General features: G+C 60.4%; 25 protein-coding genes and 1 pseudogene. 10 read left to right on the top strand and 16 right to left on the bottom strand.

The window, feature by feature from the left end; translation table 11 throughout:
* Positions 1 to 57: 57 nt before the first annotated feature.
* Entirely contained in the window at positions 58 to 621 is a 564-nt protein-coding gene (locus tag BLT26_RS15170) for a recombinase family protein (protein WP_091516568.1), read from the bottom strand.
* Positions 622 to 864: 243 nt separating this feature from the next.
* On the opposite strand from BLT26_RS15170, the gene BLT26_RS15165 reads away from it, so the two are divergent.
* Positions 865 to 2,139 (top strand): hypothetical protein, encoded by a 1,275-nt coding sequence (locus BLT26_RS15165; RefSeq protein ID WP_139169609.1) that lies wholly within the window; start codon positions 865 to 867, stop codon positions 2,137 to 2,139.
* On the opposite strand, the gene BLT26_RS15160 is transcribed toward BLT26_RS15165, so the two are convergent.
* The 7 genes and pseudogenes from BLT26_RS15160 to BLT26_RS15140 form a co-directional block, all read right to left on the bottom strand.
* Entirely contained in the window at positions 2,136 to 2,888 is a 753-nt protein-coding gene (locus BLT26_RS15160; RefSeq protein ID WP_091516563.1) for a DUF4062 domain-containing protein, read from the bottom strand. The two genes, BLT26_RS15165 and BLT26_RS15160, sit on opposite strands and share 4 nt — an antisense overlap.
* 28 nt (positions 2,889 to 2,916) lie before the next feature.
* Positions 2,917 to 3,396: a hypothetical protein gene (locus BLT26_RS16400; protein WP_139169606.1), complete on the bottom strand. Its 480-nt coding sequence runs from the start codon at positions 3,394 to 3,396 to the stop codon at positions 2,917 to 2,919.
* Positions 3,389 to 3,775: a hypothetical protein gene (locus BLT26_RS16395; protein WP_139169605.1), complete on the bottom strand. Its 387-nt coding sequence runs from the start codon at positions 3,773 to 3,775 to the stop codon at positions 3,389 to 3,391. Before BLT26_RS16395 ends, BLT26_RS16400 begins: the two co-directional genes overlap by 8 nt.
* A gap of 210 nt (positions 3,776 to 3,985) precedes the next feature.
* On the bottom strand, positions 3,986 to 4,510 hold the full coding sequence (locus tag BLT26_RS16770; protein ID WP_091516560.1) for a thermonuclease family protein: 525 nt from the start codon (positions 4,508 to 4,510) through the stop codon (positions 3,986 to 3,988).
* A gap of 71 nt (positions 4,511 to 4,581) precedes the next feature.
* Positions 4,582 to 4,881: a hypothetical protein gene (locus tag BLT26_RS15150; protein ID WP_091516556.1), complete on the bottom strand. Its 300-nt coding sequence runs from the start codon at positions 4,879 to 4,881 to the stop codon at positions 4,582 to 4,584.
* Between the two features lie 81 nt (positions 4,882 to 4,962).
* Positions 4,963 to 5,601, bottom strand: a pseudogene (locus BLT26_RS15145) (magnesium chelatase domain-containing protein); the annotation flags it as partial.
* Positions 5,602 to 5,646: 45 nt separating this feature from the next.
* A complete protein-coding gene (locus tag BLT26_RS15140) occupies positions 5,647 to 5,892 on the bottom strand; it encodes an accessory factor UbiK family protein (protein WP_091516840.1) in 246 nt (81 codons plus the stop codon).
* A 467-nt stretch (positions 5,893 to 6,359) separates the two neighbouring features.
* Here BLT26_RS15140 and BLT26_RS15135 point away from each other — a divergent pair, with 467 nt between their 5' ends.
* The 6 genes from BLT26_RS15135 (at position 6,360) to BLT26_RS15110 (ending at position 11,950) form a co-directional block, all read left to right on the top strand.
* Entirely contained in the window at positions 6,360 to 7,073 is a 714-nt protein-coding gene (locus BLT26_RS15135) for a TorF family putative porin (protein ID WP_245720731.1), read from the top strand.
* 61 nt (positions 7,074 to 7,134) lie between these two features.
* Positions 7,135 to 7,473: a P-II family nitrogen regulator gene (locus tag BLT26_RS15130; RefSeq protein WP_091516545.1), complete on the top strand. Its 339-nt coding sequence runs from the start codon at positions 7,135 to 7,137 to the stop codon at positions 7,471 to 7,473.
* A gap of 73 nt (positions 7,474 to 7,546) precedes the next feature.
* The gene (locus BLT26_RS15125; protein WP_091516542.1) at positions 7,547 to 8,806 is read left to right on the top strand and encodes an ammonium transporter; all 1,260 of its coding nucleotides are present in this window, start codon (positions 7,547 to 7,549) and stop codon (positions 8,804 to 8,806) included.
* 124 nt (positions 8,807 to 8,930) lie between these two features.
* Entirely contained in the window at positions 8,931 to 9,269 is a 339-nt protein-coding gene (locus tag BLT26_RS15120) for a P-II family nitrogen regulator (protein ID WP_091516539.1), read from the top strand.
* Between the two features lie 383 nt (positions 9,270 to 9,652).
* The gene (locus tag BLT26_RS15115; RefSeq protein ID WP_091516536.1) at positions 9,653 to 9,880 is read left to right on the top strand and encodes a hypothetical protein; all 228 of its coding nucleotides are present in this window, start codon (positions 9,653 to 9,655) and stop codon (positions 9,878 to 9,880) included.
* A gap of 177 nt (positions 9,881 to 10,057) precedes the next feature.
* The gene (locus BLT26_RS15110; RefSeq protein ID WP_091516533.1) at positions 10,058 to 11,950 is read left to right on the top strand and encodes a DUF3604 domain-containing protein; all 1,893 of its coding nucleotides are present in this window, start codon (positions 10,058 to 10,060) and stop codon (positions 11,948 to 11,950) included.
* On the opposite strand, the gene xerC is transcribed toward BLT26_RS15110, so the two are convergent.
* The 5 genes from xerC to lptM are packed head-to-tail and all read right to left on the bottom strand — an operon-like array spanning position 11,947 to position 16,024.
* Complete coding sequence (xerC, locus tag BLT26_RS15105; RefSeq protein WP_091516530.1) at positions 11,947 to 12,858, bottom strand: tyrosine recombinase XerC; 912 nt, start codon at positions 12,856 to 12,858, stop codon at positions 11,947 to 11,949. The two genes, BLT26_RS15110 and xerC, sit on opposite strands and share 4 nt — an antisense overlap.
* A 6-nt stretch (positions 12,859 to 12,864) precedes the next feature.
* Positions 12,865 to 13,605 (bottom strand): DUF484 family protein, encoded by a 741-nt coding sequence (locus tag BLT26_RS15100; protein WP_091516528.1) that lies wholly within the window; start codon positions 13,603 to 13,605, stop codon positions 12,865 to 12,867.
* A gap of 19 nt (positions 13,606 to 13,624) precedes the next feature.
* Positions 13,625 to 14,455: a diaminopimelate epimerase gene (dapF, locus tag BLT26_RS15095; RefSeq protein ID WP_091516525.1), complete on the bottom strand. Its 831-nt coding sequence runs from the start codon at positions 14,453 to 14,455 to the stop codon at positions 13,625 to 13,627.
* A 7-nt stretch (positions 14,456 to 14,462) separates the two neighbouring features.
* Positions 14,463 to 15,725: a diaminopimelate decarboxylase gene (lysA, locus tag BLT26_RS15090; RefSeq protein ID WP_091516522.1), complete on the bottom strand. Its 1,263-nt coding sequence runs from the start codon at positions 15,723 to 15,725 to the stop codon at positions 14,463 to 14,465.
* Complete coding sequence (gene lptM / locus BLT26_RS15085; protein WP_091516512.1) at positions 15,722 to 16,024, bottom strand: LPS translocon maturation chaperone LptM; 303 nt, start codon at positions 16,022 to 16,024, stop codon at positions 15,722 to 15,724. Before lptM ends, lysA begins: the two co-directional genes overlap by 4 nt.
* A gap of 100 nt (positions 16,025 to 16,124) precedes the next feature.
* Here lptM and cyaY point away from each other — a divergent pair, with 100 nt between their 5' ends.
* Entirely contained in the window at positions 16,125 to 16,451 is a 327-nt protein-coding gene (gene cyaY / locus BLT26_RS15080; protein ID WP_091516509.1) for an iron donor protein CyaY, read from the top strand.
* Positions 16,452 to 16,553: 102 nt separating this feature from the next.
* On the opposite strand, the gene argH is transcribed toward cyaY, so the two are convergent.
* Positions 16,554 to 17,969, bottom strand: a complete 1,416-nt coding sequence (gene argH, locus BLT26_RS15075) for an argininosuccinate lyase (RefSeq protein ID WP_091516505.1) — start codon at positions 17,967 to 17,969, stop codon at positions 16,554 to 16,556.
* A gap of 169 nt (positions 17,970 to 18,138) precedes the next feature.
* Here argH and BLT26_RS15070 point away from each other — a divergent pair, with 169 nt between their 5' ends.
* Positions 18,139 to 19,263 (top strand): sensor histidine kinase, encoded by a 1,125-nt coding sequence (locus BLT26_RS15070; RefSeq protein WP_091516502.1) that lies wholly within the window; start codon positions 18,139 to 18,141, stop codon positions 19,261 to 19,263.
* Positions 19,260 to 20,012: a LytR/AlgR family response regulator transcription factor gene (locus tag BLT26_RS15065; RefSeq protein ID WP_091516498.1), complete on the top strand. Its 753-nt coding sequence runs from the start codon at positions 19,260 to 19,262 to the stop codon at positions 20,010 to 20,012. Before BLT26_RS15070 ends, BLT26_RS15065 begins: the two co-directional genes overlap by 4 nt.
* A gap of 40 nt (positions 20,013 to 20,052) precedes the next feature.
* On the opposite strand, the gene BLT26_RS15060 is transcribed toward BLT26_RS15065, so the two are convergent.
* Positions 20,053 to 21,195 carry a PilT/PilU family type 4a pilus ATPase gene (locus tag BLT26_RS15060; protein WP_091516494.1) on the bottom strand — a complete coding sequence of 381 codons (1,143 nt, stop codon included), beginning with the start codon at positions 21,193 to 21,195 and terminating at the stop codon, positions 20,053 to 20,055.
* A 63-nt stretch (positions 21,196 to 21,258) separates the two neighbouring features.
* Entirely contained in the window at positions 21,259 to 22,293 is a 1,035-nt protein-coding gene (locus BLT26_RS15055; RefSeq protein ID WP_091516490.1) for a type IV pilus twitching motility protein PilT, read from the bottom strand.
* Between the last annotated feature and the right edge of the window lie 60 nt (positions 22,294 to 22,353).

The raw sequence follows: 22,353 nt of genomic DNA, 5'->3' as shown, positions 1-22,353 counted from the left end.
ACAACTTTCTCCAGCACAGATAAAGCGAGTCAGGAAGATGATTAATTAACGAGGATTTCAGTGCTCTGATTTAACAAGCCGATATACGCTAGAACGTGACAATCCATATTTTTCGGCGAGTTGACCTTTGCTCAGTTCACCCTCAGCAAAGTCGTTCCGTAACGACTCAAGCTGCTGTTTGGTCAATTTCGCTTTCCTGCCGAACTGGACCCCTTTTTCTTTCGCCTTATTGACCCCTTCTTGGACGCGCTCACGGATTAGGTCGCGCTCGAACTCTGCGAATGCACCGATTAGGTTGAACATTAACTTACCTGCTGGAGATGAGGTGTCTATTTTTTGGTCAAGCACAACCAGGTCAACCTTCTTATCTTCCAGAGTGCTAGCGATCTGCCCTAAATCCATAGCTGAGCGAGCAAGTCGATCTAGCTTGGTTACAACGACTGAGTCGCCCTCGCGGACGTACTCTAGAAGGCCTAGGAGAGCTTTTCGGCCTGTGGTGCTACCTCCGGTATATGTTTCCTGAAATACCTTGCTACAGCCATGCTCCTGAAGCCTGAGAGCTTGTGTTTCGATCTTCTGACCGGACGTGCTCACCCTTGCGTAACCGATAGTCTCACCCATGTATCAAAATCCCTAGTGTTTGCGAGACTTCATTCTAGTACGAATTTTAAGACATGTCATTTGCCCACTTTGGGGGTGTCTCGCAAACTTTACTTTATTAGAGGCAGGAGCTCGAAGAGCACTGCGCCGCCACTAAAGGCTTAAGTCTGCGCCTAACGGCCTGCTTTCTCTTGTTCAGTAAACATTCAGTTCTCCAAACCTATCATCGAATGTACTGGCATACAGTGCAGGGAGGAAAAGTGGATGGAATCCAAACGTTACAAAGAAAGTGAATTACGTTGGGCCGTGCAAGTAGGCTCAGGTAAATGGAAGCATGTAGATGAAGTGCCTAATGGACAAGACTGCAATTGTGTATGTCCAGGATGTGAAGGATCGCTAATAGCTTGTCATCCAAAAGCGAAAATTGACTCATACTTCCGACATGATGTAGCAGTCAATAGCGAAGCTAAGTGTACGAATCCGCAGGCGGCTCAAGAAAGCATTGTACATATGCTTACGAAACAGCTGCTAAGTGAGCAAGACCGTATACGATTGATCCCAAAATTGCACTTCTTTAAAGATTACAAAAAAAAGAAGATCCGACCTTTTGAAGTTGCGCCATCTAAAGAATGGAAGCTATGCAATGCTCGGACAGAAGACCGATCGATTAGTGATAAATTTACGCCCGATGTCGTTTTTGATACTGCTGTTGGGCTGCTCGCTATTGAGGTTAAGTGTACCCACAGGATTGATGACATAAAGCGAACGTTAATAGCTGAAGCGGGGATTCATGCAGTTGAGTTAGACGTAAGTGACCTATCTCCATCAGAAGTAAATATCGCAACCATTCAGAACAGACTCTTATCTGATAGATACACTCATTGGATTGAATTCCCGCTGACAAGGGAGGGTCGCCAAAAAATATACGATTGGCACGATGAAGAGTTTTTACGGATAGAGGATGAGTTGGCTAGAGAGCAGTCTAAATCTGTGAAGTCTGGCTATTCAGATAAGCAGAACTCGCAAAGTGGATTAGCTTCTGTGTATTTCAGAGCTAAATACAGAGTTCTCATTTCTCAGCATATTCTTGAGAAAAGTAGTCAATTCGACTCAAGGCATACGAGGGAACAAGAGTTAAGCGGGGTGTATCAATTGTTTGCTCAGCTGAAATCGAAGCTAGATGATGTCTATCCCAATTCCAAGAACCATAGAGAGCTCAAGAGGCTTGATTTTGAGCTACGAAAGCAAATCAATAATAGAGGTGTTGTTGAAAAGAACGCGCTGCTTCAAGAAATGGCAAGCGACTACATCTCTAGTAGGGCAGACCATGACATAAAGCTTCTATGTGAAGAGGGATTTCTCGGCGAAGAACCGACCTTCTACAATGACTACGCTCAAAAAGATATTTGGGAAAGAGTATTTGTAGGTCAAATACTTCGCAATGTTGATAAATATGTAGTTTCGTGCTCAGAAAACTACGGGCTCTCTCTGAGAGAGCAGAAAACCAATATCAGCAAGAACTATCTGTTTGCGATTTAGTTTTCCTTGTCGTCTTTGCGTGCGAGGTCCGCTAGCCCAAGAAGTCGATTTTCGATGTTTTTGGTTGCTTGACTAAAATACCCTTTATCCGAATCGGATAGTCCATAATCACTGGTATTCATAATATTGGCTAGCGCATTACGTTGGCTCTCAGGGATCTTCGGGCGGTTTATTGATGACAGGTCGCTTCTAAGCTGCTCTATCTCGCTTTTTAGCCGAGTATTCGTTGTGAGAAGATTTAATACGCCTTCTCGGTATATAGGAATTAATGCTGATTGAACTTCCTTAACAAGTTGTTCTTCCGAATGAAAGAATTTTGGATTGTGGTTTGAGGTGACCAAATTTTTGAACTTTTGAAAAAGAAGTCTCTTCTTCTTGTAGGCGGGATCTGTCAGATCGTCCGATAACAGGTTTTCGCCTTCCTTAAAATAAACAAGAATATTCTTTTGAAGTTGCTTCGCTCTTTGATATTCCCATTGAGTAATGCTCAACGACGGACTTCCCGTCATTTCGGGAAGAATAGTGCCATACCTGTCGCCAATAATGAGAACGACGAAGTCACTCTGTTTAATTCCTTCTAAAATCTTTCTTTTAGATGAGTCATTTGATGCGGGCTGGATGTCTAGGGCATTGACATTTAATCCGGATTCATTCAGGGCGCTAGCAACCGCTAGTCGTTCAGGTCGTAAGTCTACAAACGTAGAGCTTATAAAAGCAGACGGATGCGAAGTGTGTCGATTTATATTCACGTTATATCCTTACGCCAACATGCTTTCTCTATAGGGATGCTGTATTACCGGTTGAAGGTTTTTGCTTGGTAGTGATTTCTGCGCTGAACCGCGCTATCTTTTTGTTCAGTTTCGTAAGCTCTGTCTCGCATGTATCTTTTTCTTTTCGAAGAACTTTTAGGTCGAATTTGCAGCTCTTTGATTCTGAACTTAAGTCTTTTTCATGCGACTCCTTGAGCCACGCAATTTTAGCCTTGTTATCTTCTTTGAGAGAGTCGATTCGCTTATGCAGGCGGGTGAGTTCACTTCCGTGTTGGCTAGACTGATATGCTAATATCCAGCCGCAGCCTCCACCCATAATTACTATAATTCCGGTAATGACAACCCAGGGCTTTTGACTGAACAGCTGCTCCCAACGCGTTAAGCCGGCATCTTGTTCGAGTTTTCCCAGTCGCCGCTCGAGATTCAATATATTAGGATTTAATTGGCCGATCACTTCATTGTTATAATTGCTCTTGTCTTCAGCCATTTTTTTGCTCCGCAAAGGAAGCAACTATCTTTCTCACATCATCAGCAGCTGCGCGGTTATTCCATGAGCTAGGCTCATTATCGGCTTTCACTACGAGTACTTTGTTATTATCCATGAACAGGTTTGTGCCACCAAATTCAACCCTGTCACTGTTTCCTTGAATAAAGTTTGGTCGAAGCTCTGAAATAGCCGTACTCAGTGTCCTAAACGGTTCGTGTACCCTAACGCGATTGCTTTTTTGGTTGATGTTGAACTCTAAAACCCCACCCTCCGATACTGTCGGATAAATGTCCATTTCAACAGAGTAATTTTTCTTGAGGTACGGATAGAGAGCGCTTATGAACCTCCTGCCGTAACGTCTAAGCTCTTTTTCTTTCATGATTTTGTACTGTAGATATTTCTTTGTCGCGGGGTTTGCCTTAACAACCTTGATGCGATAACGCTGCTGAGCATATCACCTCGACCGCCTTTAAGGCACCCAGAGGCGGAGGCCAAGTGATCAGTATGGCTTATCATGTAGGGGGGCCTCTCTAGATCAAGCTAAGAAGCTCCCCTAGTGCCAAATAGCACCTAGGGGGATAGGTCAGATCTACTTATGACGGCGCCATTCCCACGGGGGAATCTGGTTAGCCTTAGGCTGGCTCCACAGGCCTCGATTAGCTAGCTGGGCTTCCTTCTCCAGCTCGAGTAACTTGGAATCTCTGACATAGCGTGTGTAGGCCCAACAGTTGCCTGCCTTTACCATTACCCTGTTGATATTCTGATCTCTTAAGAAAACTCTTCCCACTGTGCGGCCATATCGGTCAATGTCTACCACAGCTATGTCTACTACTTGACCAGTCACCAACCGGGATAGCGCTCTAGTGGCGGTGTCGCCCCAAGGCTGATCTCTTTCAGGACAATCAATCCCCGCCAGTCTTATCTTAATGGGTTGCTTGTCTGCTCCCTGGATATGGATGGTGTCACCATCAACGATCCTAATGACTTCGGCAGAGAGAATCTCGGAGGCAGGTTGGCGCTCACCTGAATGAAACGTTGATTGAGAGCGATCTAGGGCTGCGCCCCCTGCTGCCACTACCAGTAAGAATTTCCAAATGAGCGATTTACTCACCATACCAGTGCTTTTAAAAAATTAATTTATGTGGTTCCGTCAAGAGGCATCGATTTATAGTGCCTAACAATTGATCAATCGTCGATCAGAGCTGCAATTCCACTCTCTTCGATGGAAGTATCGCCTTGAGAATTGTTTTCATTATATTTGTACGCGACATAACAGCCGCCCACGCCGACGACGGCTACTGCGCCAACGATTTTCAATGAGTTCTCCTGGTGGCGATGATTCTCTGCTTGCTCGACAAAGTCCGCCTTCCGGTCAGGTGGCATGTCACTATTCATAACTGCTTCAGTAGCCTTTGTACGCCCTTCGTCATCAGTTCTAAGTCCCTCAGCAAGCCCCTTGAAAATGTCCTTAAACGTGTCCCACATAGCTTAATCCTTGCATTGGTGAAACGAGCATCATAGATGGACGGATAGTCAGTGAAAAGGTCTGCTAATAGGTCATGACGATAGCAGGTTGTGGCCGCCCGCAGCGGCGATCTCGAGCGCGCGCCGCGCGCGCAGCTGCCCGCGCACATCGGCCAGGTCGTCCACCGGCGGCGGTGTCGCGTCCCCCGGCTGCACGGCCACTGGCAGGGGCTCGCGGCGGTGGAGGTGGGCGCACACCTGCAGCAGGTTGTCCGCTACCAGCACCTCGCCGCCGGCGAGTGCGGCCTCCGGGCCAGAAGCGCGCGGCAGCACCAGGCTGCGCCCGGCGTCGGTGCAGGCGATGGCCGCCGGCAGGGCACCCGGCACCTCGCGCAGGTCCCCGGTCAGCGCCAGCTCGCCGATGAATTCGGTATCGGCCAGTGACTCCGCGGGTACCTGGCCCGAGGCGGCGAGGATGCCGAGCGCAATCGCCAGGTCGTAGCGGCCGCCTTCCTTCGGCAGGTCTGCCGGCGCCAGGTTGACGGTGATGCGGCGCTGGGGAAATTCGAAGTGGCTGTTGACCAGTGCGCTGCGCACCCGGTCGCGGCTCTCGCGCACTGCCGCCTCGGGCAGTCCGACGATATTGAATGCCGGCAGGCCGTTGGCGAGGTGGGTCTCGACGGTGACCGGCGGGGCGGAGACACCCAGCTGGGCGCGGGTGTAGGTGACAGAGAGGCTCACGGTTTCATCCTTGAATGGCGAGTTCCCCGGGGTGACTGCCAGTCGTCAGTCTGTGTCCCCGGGCGGGTGCTGTTCCTGTAGCTGGCGCTCGATTTCCGCCAGCTGGGCTTCCAGTCGCGCCACCTTCTGGCGGGTGCGCTCGAGGATGGCCGCCTGGGTATCGAACTCCGCCTGGCTCACCAGCGGCAGGCGGTTGAGCGCGACACCCAGCGCGTCGCGCAGGTCGCCGCTGATTACCGCGCCCTGCTGTTGCAGTTCGTGAAGTAACTGTTGCAATTTATCCGCTGGCACGTGCAATTCCTTCCTAAAAAACTGCTTCCTGTTAATCCCGGATTGTAACCCAGCGCCGGAAACGCCAAAAGCGATGGCGCCGGCCGGGAATTCCGCCCTATGCGCCGTCATGGTTCGCGTGCACCTGCCCCCTCCCCAATTGGGTGCGCCGCCCCGATGCCCGGTGCATTGTGGTGCACGCCCGCGGGGCACTCTTTTCCTGTTCGCTCCTCCCGCATCCTCAAGTTTACCGTAAGCCATTGATCTGGCGGCGTTTTGCAAAGTTGGCATCAACCCTGCAGATGCACCACTGCAGACCACTGCAGATTATTTCAGCCAGCGGGCAAGGAAATTGCTCACAAGGCATACAAGAAGATCAGGGGCCACACCTACCTCCGTGGCGGTCGCCCGAAGCTGACAGCAGACTGCACCGAATAATTCTGACGAGAAAATCACAGAGACCAAGGAGAAATCAGGTGGGAATGAATATGAAAAAAATTGCTTCCATGTTGACAGCCAGCGCCATCGCCCTGGGTACCGCCACTACCGTCAATGCCGCAGAGGGCGGTATCAGTGCCAGTGCCAACGTGGGTGTGGTAAGTGACTACAAGTTCCGCGGTATCTCCCAGACCGACGGCAGCCCGGCCCTGCAGGGCGGTGTCGACCTGGACTTCGGCAACGGCCTGTACGCGGGCACCTGGGCCTCGCAGGTGGACTTCGCCTACGGGGATGACGAAACCTCGATTGAGCAGGACTTTTACGCGGGCTATGCCGGCGAGATCAGCTCCACCGTGAGCTACGACGTGGGTTACATCTACTACGCCTATCACGGCAGCGACTGGGACGAGGACTACCAGGAGGTGTACGGCAGCGTCAGCGTCTCCGACCTCACCCTGGGCCTGGCCTACTCCGACGACTACTGGGCCGGCACCGGTGCCTTCTATTATCCCTACGCCGAGTACAGCTTCGCGCTGCCGGCCGACATGACCCTGGATCTCCACGTTGGTGCCAACGTATTCGACGATGAGGGCTTCCTGTTCGAGGCGGACTCCTACATCGACTACTCGGTTTCAGTAGGCAAGGAATTCGGCGGGCTCAGCCTGACCGCTTCGCTGGTCGGTACCGACATCAGCGACAGCGAATGTTATGGCCTGGACTGGTGTGAGCCGTCTGTGCTCGCCGGTGCCACTTACACCTTCTAAGGCGCGGGCCCCGCTCCGGCGAGCGGGGCCGCTCCACCCGGTATAGCAAGGGGAGAAACGCATGAAACTGGTCACCGCAATCATCAAGCCGTTCAAGCTCGACACCGTGCGGGACGCGCTGGCCGAGGCGGGCGTCAACGGTATTACCGTGAGTGAAGTGAAAGGTTTCGGCCGGCAGAAGGGGCACACCGAGCTCTACCGCGGAGCCGAATACGTGGTCGACTTCCTGCCCAAGACGATGCTGCAGATCGCCGTGGGTGACGACCAGCTCGACGCCGTGCTGGAGGCCATCGGATCCGGCGCACACAGCGGCAAGATCGGCGACGGAAAGATTTTCGTGGCCGACCTCGAGCAGGTCATCCGCATACGTACCGGTGAGACCGGGGCGGAAGCCATTTAACCCGCCGATGACCGCGTCGGCAGACTAAAACTATAGCAATTTCCAACAATTTCGGGATTGAACGGAGCGAAAGATGGAAAACCAGATTTTTCAATTGCAGTATGCAATTGATACGTTTTACTTCCTCGTGTGTGGCGCACTGGTCATGTGGATGGCTGCCGGCTTTGCAATGCTTGAAGCCGGCCTGGTGCGTTCGAAGAACACCACGGAAATCCTAACCAAGAACGTGGCGCTGTTCGCCATCGCCTGCATCATGTACCTGCTGACCGGCTACGCCATCATGTATGACGGAAGCCTCGCGCTGTCCGGCATCGAGGCGTTCAGCCTGGATACGGTACTGGCGGACTCTGCGGAGAACGGTTTCGACGGCGATTCGGTCTACTCCGGTGCGTCCGACTTCTTCTTCCAGGTGGTGTTCGTGGCAACCGCCATGTCCATTGTCTCCGGTGCTGTGGCCGAGCGCATGAAGTTGTGGAGCTTCCTCGTGTTCGCCGTTGTGCTCACCGGCTTCATCTACCCGCTGGAAGGCTCCTGGACCTGGGGCGGTGCCGAGGTATTCGGCCTGTACAGCCTGGAGGACCTGGGCTTCTCCGATTTCGCCGGTTCCGGCATCGTGCACATGGCGGGCGCCGCCGCGGCCCTGGCCGGTGTGCTGCTGCTGGGCGCGCGTAAGGGCAAGTACGGTCCCAACGGCGAGGTCTACGCCATTCCGGGTGCCAACCTGCCGCTGGCCACGCTGGGTACCTTCATCCTGTGGATGGGCTGGTTCGGCTTCAACGGCGGTTCCGTACTGAAGCTGGGCGATGCCGCCAACGCACACTCGGTGGCCATGGTATTCCTGAACACTAACACTGCCGCTGCCGGTGGTGCTGTGGCCGCGCTGATCACCGCGCGCGTGCTGTTCGGCAAGGCCGACCTGACCATGCTGCTGAACGGCGCGCTGGCCGGCTTGGTGGCGATTACCGCCGAGCCGTCCACCCCGACCGCGCTGCAGGCAACCCTGTTCGGTGCCCTGGGTGGTGTGCTGGTAGTCCTGTCCATCGTCACCCTGGACAAGCTGCGCATCGATGACCCGGTAGGCGCCATCTCCGTGCACGGCGTTGTCGGCCTGCTGGGCCTGCTGCTGGTGCCGCTCACCAATGACGGTTCCACTTTCACTGGCCAGCTGATCGGTGCCGCCACCATCTTCGCCTGGGTATTCGCCACCTCCTTCGCCGTGTGGTTCCTGCTGAAGGTCATCACCGGTATCCGCGTGAGCGAGGACGAGGAGCAAGAAGGTGTTGACTTGGTAGAGTGCGGAATGGAAGCTTATCCCGAATTCATGGGCAAGTAAGCGCCCCGCCGCGAGCGGCCGGCGGCTCTGCCGCCGGCCCTTCCGGGACCGGGATTGAATCGCGGCCCGGCAGAATAAAGCAATCAGGTCAGATTCCAGGCCTCAAACCAGGGGAATACACAAGATGAAATTGATTACGGCTGTGGTTAAGCCCTTCAAGCTGGACGACGTGCGCACCGCACTGTCCGAAGTGGGTGTACAGGGCATGACGGTGACGGAAGTAAAGGGCTTCGGTCGCCAGAAAGGGCACACGGAGCTTTACCGTGGCGCCGAATACGTGGTGGATTTCCTGCCCAAGGTCAAGCTGGAGCTGGCGGTCGATGACAGCATGGTGGACAGCGCCGTGGAGGCCATCACCAAGGCCGCCCAGACCGGCAAGATCGGTGACGGTAAAATCTTTATTACCGCGCTGCAGGAAGTAATCCGCATCCGCACCGGCGAGACCGGCAGCGAGGCAGTGTAACTTCCGCGCCCGCCGAAAGCGGCGCAACGAAACTTGCGCCACTGCCCGAAAAGGCCCCTCCGGGGCCTTTTTTCGTTGTTGCCGGCATAAAGTGCCGCGGCCGGGGCCAGGGAACCTTTGGTCACTGGCACGATTGGCGGGCACATTCTGGCGCCCGATTTTGCATAACCAGCAGCAATATGGCCCCACCCGCAACGCTTCAAAAAACTCTACCTGAAGCTTCCCCGCGAGCTGGCACCGCTCCCTCCCAGTGCCTATATATTATTCGCCGCGACTAACAGCGCAGCCACAAGTTGTGCGGTCCGGTGCGGACTCATGTCCGGGACAGCGCGGCACAGGGGTACTTCCTCTGTAACAGGAGTAGCAGTTACAGGGTATTAGCAATGAAAACTGATGGTTACGAAGAGCAGAGCAGCAGTTCCCGCAGCAAGGACAACGAGGACTTTGCCGAGGAACGCAGTATCACTTCCCGCGAGCGGGCCCGCAGCCAGCTGGAAAGGGAAATCGAGGAGTTCCTCGCCGGTGGCGGTGCCATCAGTGAGATAGATCCGGAGGTCACCGCGGATCCCCCGCGCAAACCCCAGCCCAAATACGGCAGTCGCCCGATCTGAGCAGGCGTTAGCCTGGCTCTGTTGTGGCGCGTCCGCCGCGCGGACCGGCGGCGAAACCCGCATTTTCAGCGGCCGGTGCTTGACCGACCGGAGCATTCCCGGTCGGCCGGCGCTGCTGGTTTCGGGCGCGCTGTGAGCGCGCCAGCGGTGCGCCGTGTACATGAACGGAGGTCGCGGATGTCCATGCGCAGCGGACTGGTGGCGCCGGTCCTCATTTTGTTCTTAACGGCCGGCAGCCTCGCGCAGGATTCGCCGCCGGCGGCGCCGAAGCCCGGTGCCGATTACTCGCCCTATCCGAAGCAGGATTTCCCGAACCGGGTCTTCTTTGGCGATACCCACCTGCATACCAGCTACTCCACGGATGCCGGCATGTTCGGCAATACCCTGGGGCCGGATGCCGCCTATCGCTTCGCCAGAGGGGAGACGGTCACCTCGAGTACCGGGGTTCCCGCGCGCCTGCATCGCCCCCTCGACTTCCTGGTTGTCGCCGACCATGCCGAGAATCTCGGCCTGGCGCCGTTGATCGAAGAGTCCGACAAACGGCTGCTAGCCAGCGAATGGGGCAAGCGGGTCCACGATCTCACCAGGGCAGGCAAGCCTGGCGAGGCCTACGCGATGTGGGGCGCGGCGGTCACTAAACGGGAAGACCCGCTTAAAAATATCGCCGGCCTGATGGAGTCGATGTGGCACCGCATCACGAAGGCGGCGGAAGAGCACAATGAGCCGGGGCTCTTCACGGCGCTGATCGGATTCGAGTGGACCTCCAGCCCCGATGGCAGCAACCTGCACCGCAATGTCGTCTTCCGCGACAACAAAGACAAGGCCGACCAGGTTATTCCAATGTCCGCCTATGACTCGGAGGACCCGGAGGACCTGTGGCGATGGATGGCCCGGTATGAGGAGAAAACCGGCGGGCAGGTGCTGGCGATCCCGCACAACGGCAACCTGTCCAATGGCCTGATGTTCGATACCGTCACCCTCAGCGGGAAAAAGCCGCTGGACCGGGACTATGCCGAGCGCCGCAGCAAATGGGAGCCGCTCTACGAGGTCACCCAGATAAAGGGCGACGGGGAGACCCATCCGCTGCTTTCGCCGAACGATGAATTCGCCGATTTCGAAACCTGGGACAAGGGCAGTTTCGGTGCGGCCAAGGAAAAGGACATGCTGCCGCGGGAGTACGCCCGCGAGGCCCTGAAGCAGGGGCTGGTTTATAAGCAAAAACTGGGCGAAAACCCGTTCAAATTCGGCATGATCGGCAGCACCGACTCCCATACCTCGCTGGCCACCAGCGGGGAGGACAATTTCTTCGGCAAGGCCACGGCGATGGAGCCGAGCGAGGACCCGATCCGCTTCGAGGAGAGGATCACCGGTTACCTGCCCGACCCGCAGGGGCGCGACTATGCAATCCGGCACTACCAGGCCAGTGCCTCCGGTCTCGCGGCGGTCTGGGCCAGGGAAAATACCCGCGAGGCCCTCTGGGATGCCATGGCCCGTAGGGAGGTGTACGCCACGACGGGGACACGGCCGATAGTTCGTGTCTTTGCCGGTTACGGCTTTACCGACAAGGACCTCTACCGGTCAGACTTCGCCAAGTATGGCTATGACAACGGGGTCCCCATGGGCGGGGACCTCAAGCAGTCTGACAAGGCCCCCACCTTCCTGGTGCGGGCGATGCGCGACCCGGACGGCGCGAACCTGGATCGCATCCAGATCATCAAGGGCTGGCTCGACAGTGCGGGCAAGACCCATGAACGGATCTACGATGTGGCGGTATCCGGTGACCGCAAGATAGGTGCGGACGGGCGGGCGAAAAAACCGGTGGGCAATACGGTAGACGTGAAGAACGCCACCTACACCAACGCAATCGGTGCCCCGTTCCTGCAGGCATTCTGGAAAGACCCCGACTTCGATGCCGGCCAGAACGCCTTCTACTACGTGCGCGTCCTCGAGATACCGACGCCGCGCTGGACCACCTACGATGCGAGGTACTTCGGCCTGAAGCGGCCGGATGATGTGCCCGCCAGTATCCAGGAGCGCGCCTATACCTCACCCATCTGGTACAACCCCTAGCCGGGCTCGGACTTTTTGTCTTTCGCCCGTGGATGCGCCCGGTCGTAAACGCTGGCCAGGTGCTGGAAGTCCAGGTGAGTGTAGATCTGCGTAGTGCTGATATCGGCGTGGCCGAGCAGCTCCTGTACCGCGCGCAGGTCGCTGCTGGATTCAAGCATGTGGCTGGCAAAAGAGTGGCGCAGCATGTGGGGGTGAACCCGCTGCTCGGCGCCGCCGGCCCGCGACCAGTGTGCCAGCCGCGCCTGCACGGCGCGGTTGCCCAGGCGGCGGCCTTTCAGGCTGGTAAACACCGCTTCGTCGCTTCCCGGCGGCGCGACCCGCCGCCAGGCCTGCAGGGCTTCGCGAGCCTGCCGGCCCACCGGCAACACGCGCGCCTTGCCGCCCTTGCCGGTCACGCGCACCTCACCCGCGCCCAGGTCCAGTTGGGACCAGTCCAGCGCGGTCAGCTCGGACAGGCGCAGCCCGCTGCTGTAGAAAAGCTCCAGCAGGGCGCGATCGCGCAGCTGCAGGCGCTCGTCACCATCCCCCCGGGCGGGGCTCTCCACAAACTCTCCCGCCGCATCCACGTCCAGCACCCGTGGCAGTTTCCGGTCCGGCTTGGGTGCGCGCAACCCCGCCGCAGGGTTGGCCGCCAGCCAGCCCTGGCGCAGGGCAAAATTGCACAGGCTGCGCACCGCCGACAGCCAGCGCTGCAGGCTGCGCGGGCCCAGTCCCTGCCGGTGCAGCCGGGCCAGCCAGCTGCGCAGAGTCATTTCCCTGAGGTCGGTGATGCGGTCGACGGAATCCTCGCCGGCATGGTGCAGTAGCTGTTCCAGGTCGCGGCGGTAGGCCGCCTGGGTATGGGGGGAGAGCTGCCGCACCTCGGCCAGGTGGCGCAGGAAGCGGTCGACCGCGTCGCGCAGCAGCATCGGCACTCAGCCCTGGTCGAGCAGCCGCGGGAGCACGCGCTCGAGGACTTCGCCGATATAGGAGAGGAACAGCGTGCCGAGGCTGGAACTGTAGTGCTGGGGATCACTCGAGCCCACAGCAAGAATGCCCAGCTGGTTGGCGAGCGGCACAACCGCCGCGGACGCCACCCGGTCCGCTGCCTCCTTGCCGAACAGGTATTCCCGCTCTGCCGGGCGCAGCACACCGCAGACGGTGCGGCCGTTGCGCAGGATCGGGCCCACCGCGGTTTCGGCGCCGGCGCGGCTGCTCGCCCGCACCTCGCCGAGTTCACGTTTGCCCGGCGGCAACGGCTCGAACAGGGTAAGGGCGGTGGTCTCGACGCCGAAATCGTCGCGGAAACTGCGCATCAGGGCATCGCCGGCCTCGGCCACGCTCTGTGCATCCAGCAGCGCCAGCACCAGCCGCCGGCTGTACATGAACAGCTGGTCGTTGTCGCGCGCGGCCTGCAGCAGCTGGTCGAGGCGCTGGCGCATCTCGATATTGCGCTCGCGCAGCAGGTTGGTCTGGTGCGTCATCAGCGACACGGTCTTGCCACTCTGCCTGGGCAGCTGGATGGTCTCCAGCAGCTCCATATGGTCGGCGAAGAAATCCGGGTTCTGGACCAGGTAGCGGGCCACCTGGCGCGACAGGATTTTCTTGTCCCTCGGGCTCTCGCGGTTTTCTGCTTCGGTGGCCTGGGCCTCGATGGCGTCGCTGCTTTCCGTCATGGTTGTTCTTGATACCTGCCTAGAGAAGAATCTGCCCCTGGAACACGGTGGTCGCGGGCCCGGTCATGGTAACCGGCTCGCCCGGTGCGCTCCAGTGGATCGTCAGCTCGCCGCCCGGCAGGACCACGGTGACCGTGTCATCGACCAGTTCGCGCAGGCGTGCGGACACCATGGCGGCGCAGGCGCCGGTGCCGCAGGCACGGGTCTCCCCGACCCCGCGCTCGAACACCCGCAGGCGTATCCGGTCCCGGGACTGAACCTGCATGAAGCCGACGTTGACCCGGTTGGGGAATCGCGGGTGGCTTTCTATTGCGGGCCCGAGCGTTGCAACCGGTGCGCTGTCGACGTCGTCGACCAGCAGTACGGCGTGGGGATTGCCCATGGAGACGGCACCGACGATATAGGTCTCGCCTTCCACCTCCAGCGGGTAGGTCTCCGCGCGGAGGTCGGCTTCGAAGGGAATCTCCGCCGGCTCCAGGATCGGCGCGCCCATATCCACGCTGACGCGGTCATTGTCAGCGATGTTCAGTTGCAGCAGGCCGCCGGCGGTTTCCACCAGCAGGCTGCGCTTGCCGGTCAGGCGACGCTCGCGTACGAAGCGGGCAAAGCAGCGCGCGCCGTTGCCGCAATTCTCCACCTCGCTGCCGTCGGCGTTGAAAATCCGGTAGCGGAAGTCCGCCTCCGGGTTGCGCGGCGCCTCCACCAGCAGTACCTGGTCGCAGCCGACCCCCAGGTGACGGTCGGCGAGGCGGCGGATCTTGTCCGGTGACAGTTTGATCCGTTGGCTGATGCCGTCGAGCATGACAAAGTCATTGCCCAGCCCGTGCATCTTGGTGAATCTCAGGCGCATAGGCTGTTCAGTCCTCGCTGGCGGTAGGCGGTATGGCGGTCTCGCCGCGGACCAGGTCGGCCATGCTCTCGCGGGCGCGTACCTGGTAGGTGCGGTCGCCGTCGACGATTACCTCCGCGGCGCGCGGGCGTGAATTGTAATTGGAGCTCATGGTGAAACCGTAGGCGCCGGCAGAGAGCAGGGCCAGCAGCTGGCCCGGTTGCAGCGCCAGCTCGCGGCGCTTGCCGAGGAAGTCGCCGGTCTCGCACACCGGGCCGACGATATCCCAGATCTCCACTTCGCCGTTGTTGGGCTTTACCGGCACGATGTCCTGCCAGGCCTGGTAGAGCGCGGGGCGCAGGTTATCGTTCATGGCCGCGTCCACGATGGCGAAGTTGTGCTCTTCGGTGCGCTTGAGGAACTCCACCCGTGTGAGCAGCAGCCCGCCGTTGGCGGCGATGGAGCGGCCGGGCTCCATGATGATGGCCAGGTCGCGCCCCTGCAGGCGCTGCTTCACGGCACCCAGGTAGTCGCTCACCGGGGGCGGGGTTTCGCCGCGATAACGCACGCCCAGCCCGCCGCCCAGGTCCAGGTGTTTCAGCTGGATACCCTCGGCCGCCAGCTGGTCGATCAGCACCAGCAGGCGTTCCAGCGCATCGAGGAAAGGGGACAGCTCGGTCAGCTGTGAGCCGATATGGCAGTCGACACCGACCACCTCCAGGTGGGCGGACTGCGCCGCGCGCTGGTAGCTGTCCAGCGCGCCGTCGATGGCGATGCCAAACTTGTTTTCTTTCAGGCCGGTGGAGATATAGGGGTGGGTCCTGGCATCCACGTCGGGGTTTACCCGCAGGGATACCGGTGCGATGACACCCAGTTCCGAGGCCACGGCATCGAGCCGCTCCAGCTCCGCGTCGGACTCGACGTTGAAGCAGTGCACGCCCACCTCGAGGGCGCGCCGCATCTCGGCGGCAGTCTTGCCCACGCCGGAAAAGACCACCCGCGAGGGGTCGCCGCCGGCGAGCAGGACGCGCTCCAGCTCGCCGCCGGAGACGATATCGAAGCCGGCCCCCAGCTGCGCCAACAGCGACAGGATACCCAGGTTGCTGTTGGCCTTGACCGCATAGCAGATCATGCCGGGATGATCGCCGAGGGCATCCGCGTAGTCGCGATACTGCTGCTCGAAGTGCGCACGGCTGTAGACGTAGGTCGGGGTGCCGAATTGCTCGGCGATGCTTTCCAGCGAGACCTGCTCTGCCCAGAGAGTACCCTCGCGATAACTGAAATCGCTCATTTTCCTGCTTCTTGCTGCTCCGGCGTTTCGGTTTGGTCGGTGTCCCCTGCGGGCTCTTCCGGTGATGCGGTTACCGGGCCTGCCTGCGGCGCTGTGCGTTCCGGTTGCAGGACCTCATCGGTGTCTGTGGGTGCGGTGGGCACCAGGGGGGTGCCCGGCGCCGGTGCTGCGCTGGCCGGGGCTGCGGGTTGTGCAGGGTCCTGCGGCAGGTAGAGCGGGCCTTTCTGTCCGCAGCCGCCCAGTGCGACGAGCGTAAATACGAGAGTAAATAAAATGGCGACGGGAAATCTGTGAAGCATGCGCGGCTTCCTGCAGCTGGTTGGCGGATATCGGCTGAAAGCCTGCTAGTATAGCCACCTCAGATCCATATCGTACACGGTAACAGAAGTAACCATTTTTATGAGCCAGACGGAATTCGATGCGGCCATCGAGCGCACCCTGATCGCGATCGAGGATGCCCTGGATGAGTGCGAGTGGGATATCGACTACGAGCGCGCGGATGCGGTGCTGACCCTGACCCTGGAGGACAATGGCAGCCAGGTAATCCTCTCGCGCCAGACTGCCAACCGGGAGTTGTGGGTGGCGGCCCGCTCCGGTGGCTACCATCTTGCGTTTGAGAACCCGGGCTGGAAGTGCACCACCACCGGCGAGGACCTGCCGACCCTGCTGGACCGCGTGCTGAGCGAACAGCAGGGCGAGCCGGTGTCACTGGACCTCGACCTTTAAATCATCCCTGTCCTGTAGGAGCGGCCGCTGGCCGCGACCAGTCCGGGCTTCTATTGCGCCTGAAAAAATCGCGGCCATGGGCCGCTCCTACAAAAACGCCGTTTAACCCCTGGCGGCAATCAGCTTCCTCGCCCGCTCGCAGGCGGCGCGTACCTGTGCCGGGGCGGTGCCGCCGATATGATCGCGGGCGGCTACGGACCCCTCCAGGGTAAGCACCTCAAAAACATCGTCACCGATCTGGTCGGAGAACTGCTGCAGTTGCGCCAGGCTGAGTTCTGCCAGGTCTTTGTCCTGCTCGATGGCAAATGAAACCGACTGGCCGACGATCTCGTGCGCATCACGGAAGGCGACGCCCCTGCGCACCAGGTAATCGGCGAGATCGGTGGCGGTGGAGAAGCCCTTGGCCGCGGCGGCCAGCATGTTTTCTTTTTTCGCCCTGAGCGCCGGCGCCATATCGGCGAAGGCGCGCAGGCAATCCAGTGCGGTGTCCGCTGCGTCGAACAGCGGCTCCTTGTCCTCCTGGTTGTCCTTGTTGTATGCCAGCGGCTGGCTCTTCATCAGGGTCAGCAGGGCTACCAGGTGGCCGTTGACGCGCCCGGTCTTGCCGCGCACCAGCTCCGGCACATCCGGGTTTTTCTTCTGCGGCATGATGGACGACCCGGTGCAGAAGCGGTCCGGCAGGTCGATGAAGTCGAACTGGCTCGAGGTCCACAGCACCAGTTCCTCGCTGGCGCGGGACAGGTGGGTCAGGAGCAGCGCGGCAAACGCACAGAATTCGATGGCGAAGTCGCGGTCGCTGACGGAGTCCAGCGAGTTCTCGGTGGGGGCATCAAAGCCCAGCAGCTCGGCGGTGCGCGCGCGATCGATGGGGTAGCTGGTGCCGGCCAGTGCCGCGGCACCGAGTGGCGAGCGGTTGACCCGCTTGCGGCAGTCCAGCAGGCGCTCGTAGTCACGGGTGAGCATCTCGTTCCAGGCCAGCAGGTGATGGCCGAAGGTGACCGGCTGCGCCGACTGCAGGTGGGTGAAGCCCGGCATGATGGTGTCGGCTTCCCGCTCGGCCAGGTCCACCAGGCCGGATTGCAGGCGCGTCAGCTCGGCCGCGATCTGGTCGATGCGCCCGCGCAGCCACAGGCGGATGTCGGTTGCCACCTGGTCGTTGCGGGAGCGACCGGTGTGCAGTTTCTTGCCGGTGGCGCCAATGCGATCGGTCAGTCGCGCCTCGATGTTCATGTGCACGTCTTCCAGCTGTACCGACCAGGGGAACTCACCCGCCTCGATCTCAATGCCGATCTCCCGCAGGCCGTCGGCGATCTGCCGGTACTCATCCTCTGTCAGCACGCCCACCTCGGACAGCATCTGCGCGTGGGCCAGCGAACCCTGGATATCCTCGAGCGCCATGCGCTGGTCGAAGTTCACCGAGGCGGTAAAACGCTCGACGAAGGCATCGGTGGCCTCGCTGAAACGGCCCCCCCAGAGCTTGGCGGCGGGGTTGGCGGAAGCGGTCTTGTCTTTGCTCATAGTCCCTCTGTGACGATGCCTCTGTGTCGGTTGCGCCTGCCTGTGCGCAGGGTAGTGGAAGTGCGCGGGGGATGGCGGTATCTTGGCTGTCTACCGCTCGCCGCGCCACAGCGTTGCGGCAGCGATGGCCCAAGAATAGATAACAATCCCGGAAGACTGGTTAAGTGGTATGACTTCCCCACAGCCCGCGCGGCCGGCGGGCATTATAGCGCAGCAAATTCGCGAAACAGCCCCCGAAGAGAAAGATTCTGCGTATCCGCAGTTCCTGCCGGACCTGTGCGGCGTATCCGCCGTGGCGGTACTGGTGATGATGGGCGAGCTGCTGGCGGTGGTGCTGGTGCTGGCGGTGGACGGTCTGCGCGAGTTCAGCTGGCAGCGCCTGGGGCTTTTCTCGCTCACCGCCCAGTGGGTGATCCTGCCGGCTGCGGCGCTGCTGTGCCGCCTGCGCCCCCGCCTGGCGCGGCTGCCTCGGTGGCGCGCCGGTGCCACCAGTTTTGCGGTGGTGCTGGCAGTGCTGGCGACGGTGATGCTGGTCCAGCAGTGGTGGCAGGCGCGGCTGTCCGGTGAGCCCCTGGATCTCTGGGCGCTGGCGGGCAACCTGCTGCTGGGGGCCATCTGCGCCGGGGTGGTGCTGCGCTATGCCTATGTACAGCAGCAGCTGCGTAACCAGCAGCGCGCCGAGCTGGGCGCTCGCATCGAGGCCCTGCAATCCCGCATGCGGCCGCATTTCCTGTTCAACAGCCTCAACAGCCTGGCCAGCCTGATCGCGGTGGACCCGGATCGGGCCGAGCGGCTGGTGGAGGAGCTCTCCGCCCTGTTCCGCGCCAGCCTCGCCGAGCCGCGGATGGTGACCCTGGCCCAGGAGCTGGCGCTGGCACGTCGCTACATGGAGATCGAGGCGTTACGCCTGGGGCCGCGGCTGCGGCTGGAGTGGCAGGTGGACGAGAGCCTCGCCGACACCCCGGTACCCTCCATGCTGTTGCAGCCGCTGCTGGAAAACGCGGTGCTGCACGGTGTGGCACGGCTGCGCGGCGGTGGCTGCATCCGTGTCGAGGTCACACGCCACGGCCGCCAGCTGGCGCTGAGCATCGAAAACCCTCTCGCCGGGGGTGAAGAGCCAACGGCACGCGGCGGCAACGGCATGGCCCTGGAAAATACCCGCCAGCGCCTGGCGGCGCACTACCCCCAGGGCTTCCGCCTGGATGCCGCCGCTGACGGCGACCGCTATCGCGTGGAGGTGGCACTGCCGCTCTCCCCGGGGCAGGGGCAGGCCGCAGGAGGGGTGCCGGCATGATCGAACTGGGCGTACTGATCGTTGACGATGAGCCGCTGGCCCGCGCGCGGCTGGCGCGCCAGCTGGGGAAGCTGGAACATTGCGAACTGCTGGGCGAGGCGGCCGATGCGGTCGAGGCGCTGGAGCAGGTGGAGCGGCTCGACCCGGACCTGGTGCTGCTGGATATCGAGATGCCCGGCGACAACGGCCTGCAACTGGCCCGCCGCCTGTCACAAATGGATTCCCCCCCGGCACTGATTTTCTGCACCGCCCACGATGAATTTGCCCTGCCGGCTTTCGCCACCGCGGCGGTGGGCTACCTGCTGAAGCCGGTCTCGGCGGCGGACCTGGCGGCGGCGGTGGATAAGGCGGTGCAACTGAACCGCTCCCAGCGCAAGCTGGCGGGCCTGCCGGCCACGCCGACGGTGCCCGCTGCGGCGCGCCGGCGTATCCACGCGGTCAGTCGCCTGGGTGTGGAGCTGCTGGACGTAGGGGAGATCCGCTGTTTTATCGCGGACAGCAAGTATGTGGTCGCGCACCACGGGCGCGGCGAGACCGTGCTGGACGAGTCCCTGCGTGACCTGGAGGCGGAGTTTGCCGGGCTGTTCGTGCGCGTGCACCGGGGTGCCCTGGTGGCAGCGCAGCATGTCCGCGCCCTGCACCGCGAGGAGGGGGGTTACCGGGTCGAACTCGACGGGGTCGGGGTGCGCCCGGCCGTCAGTCGTCGCATGCTGGGACAGGTGAAGGCGTTGCTGGCCGAGATGGCCTGACTACCCGCACCGGCCCCGCGAGCGGCACCGGCCTGTCCAATCAGAACACCTGGGGGCCGTCGTCCCGGTCGCCCTCGAGGCTCAGCTCGCCCGCCGCCTCGTTCAGGTACTCGGCATCGGATTCCGACTTGAGCTTGATCATCAGGCGCAGGTCGTTGGCGGAGTCGGCGTGGGCAAGGGCATCCTCGTAGGTGATCTCGCCGCGGTCGTACAGCTCGTACAGGGCCTGGTCGAAGGTCTGCATGCCCTGCTCGTTGGAGCGCTTCATGAGCTCCTTCATCTTGTGCACCTCGCCCTTGCGGATCAGGTCCGACATCAGGGGAGTATTGATCATGATCTCGAGACAGGCGCGACGACCGTCGCCATCTGGTGTGGGGACCAGCTGCTGGGCCACCATGGCCTTGAGGTTAAGTGACAGATCCATATAGAGCTGATGGTGACGGTCCGCCGGGAAGAAGTGGATGATGCGGTCCAGCGCCTGGTTGGCATTGTTGGCGTGCAGGGTGCAGAGGCACAGGTGGCCGGTCTCGGCGAAGGCGATGGCGTGGTCCATGGTCTCGCGCGAGCGCACCTCACCGATCAGGATGACGTCCGGCGCCTGGCGCAGGGTATTCTTCAGTGCCACCTCGAAAGATTCGGTATCCAGCCCCACCTCGCGCTGGGTGACGATACAGCCGCGGTGCTGATGGACGAATTCGATCGGGTCCTCGATGGAGATGATGTGGCCCTTGGAGTTCTCGTTGCGGTGGCCGATCATCGACGCCAGCGAGGTGGACTTACCGGTACCGGTGGCGCCCACGAAGATAATCAGGCCGCGCTTGGTCATCGCCAGCTCCTTGACCACTTCCGGCAGGCCCAGGCCATCGATGGTTGGGATCTTGGTCTCGATGCGGCGCAGCACCATGCCCACCAGGTTGCGCTGGAAGAAGGCCGATACCCGGAAGCGCCCCACGTTGCGCACGGCGATGGCGAAGTTGAGCTCCTTTTTCTCGGCGAATTCACGCCGCTGCTTCTCGTTCATTACGCCCACCACCAGCTCGCGGGCCTTTTCCGGTGTCAGCGCGGTGCTGCTCACGGGCACCACCTTGCCGTGCACTTTCATCGAGGGCGGCACGCCGGCGGTGATGAAGAGGTCGGACGCGCCTTTCTCGACGACAAGCTGGAGGAGTCTTTCGATTTCCATTGTGGTTACCGCTATTTATTTGTTGGTTGTAGGGCCTGTGGCCCTCGCGCCGGGCCGTCTCTGTTAGAAATTCTCGGGCATCTTGGCCTTTTCGCGGGCGGTATCGCGGCTGATGATGCGCTTTTCCACCAGCTCTTGCAGGCACTGGTCCATGGTCTGCATGCCCACGCTGGCACCGGTCTGGATGGCCGAGTACATCTGCGCGATCTTGTCCTCGCGGATCAGGTTGCGGATCGCCGGGGTGCCGCGCATGATCTCGTGCGCCGCCACCCGGCCGCCGCCGGTGCGCTTGAGCAGGGTCTGGGAGATCACCGCCTGCAGTGATTCCGACAGCATGGAGCGCACCATGGCCTTCTCCTCCGCAGGGAACACGTCCACCACCCGGTCGATGGTCTTGGCCGCGGAGGTGGTGTGCAGGGTGCCGAATACCAGGTGGCCGGTTTCGGCGGCGGTCAGGGCCAGGCGGATGGTTTCCAGGTCCCGCATCTCACCCACCAGGATGATGTCCGGGTCTTCCCGCAGGGCCGAGCGCAGTGCCTCGGCGAAGCCGTGGGTATCCCGGTGTACCTCGCGCTGGTTCACCAGGCACTTCTTCGACTCGTGCACGAATTCGATCGGGTCCTCGACGGTGAGGATATGCTCGTACTTGTTGTCGTTAATGTAGTCGATCATGGCCGCCAGGCTGGTCGACTTACCCGAGCCGGTGGGACCGGTCACCAGCACCAGGCCGCGCGGGGTGTCGGAAATCTGCTTGAACACCTGGCCCATGCCCAGGTCCTCCATGGTCAGTACCTTGGAGGGAATGGTCCGGAACACGGCGCCCGCGCCACGGTTGTGGTTGAAGGCGTTGACCCGGAAGCGCGCCACACCCGGCACCTCGAAGGAGAAGTCGGTCTCCAGGAATTCCTCGTAGTCCTTGCGCTGCTTGTCATTCATGATCTCGTAGATCAGCGCGTGGACTTCCTTGTGCTCCATGGGCGGCAGGTTGATGCGGCGCACGTCACCGTCCACGCGGATCATGGGGGGCAACCCGGCGGACAGGTGCAGGTCGGAGGCGTTTTGCTTGGCGCTGAAGGCGAGGAGTTCGGTGATATCCATACTGCTACCTTATTGTTCTCGGCGGATACGATTCGGTGACTGGGCCGGCGGGGAATGCCT

The sequence above is a fragment of the Microbulbifer yueqingensis genome (assembly GCF_900100355.1).
GTDB lineage: Bacteria > Pseudomonadota > Gammaproteobacteria > Pseudomonadales > Cellvibrionaceae > Microbulbifer > Microbulbifer yueqingensis.
The sequence above is the reverse complement of the archived record's forward strand: the minus strand, read 5'-3'. Positions and strand labels throughout refer to the sequence as shown.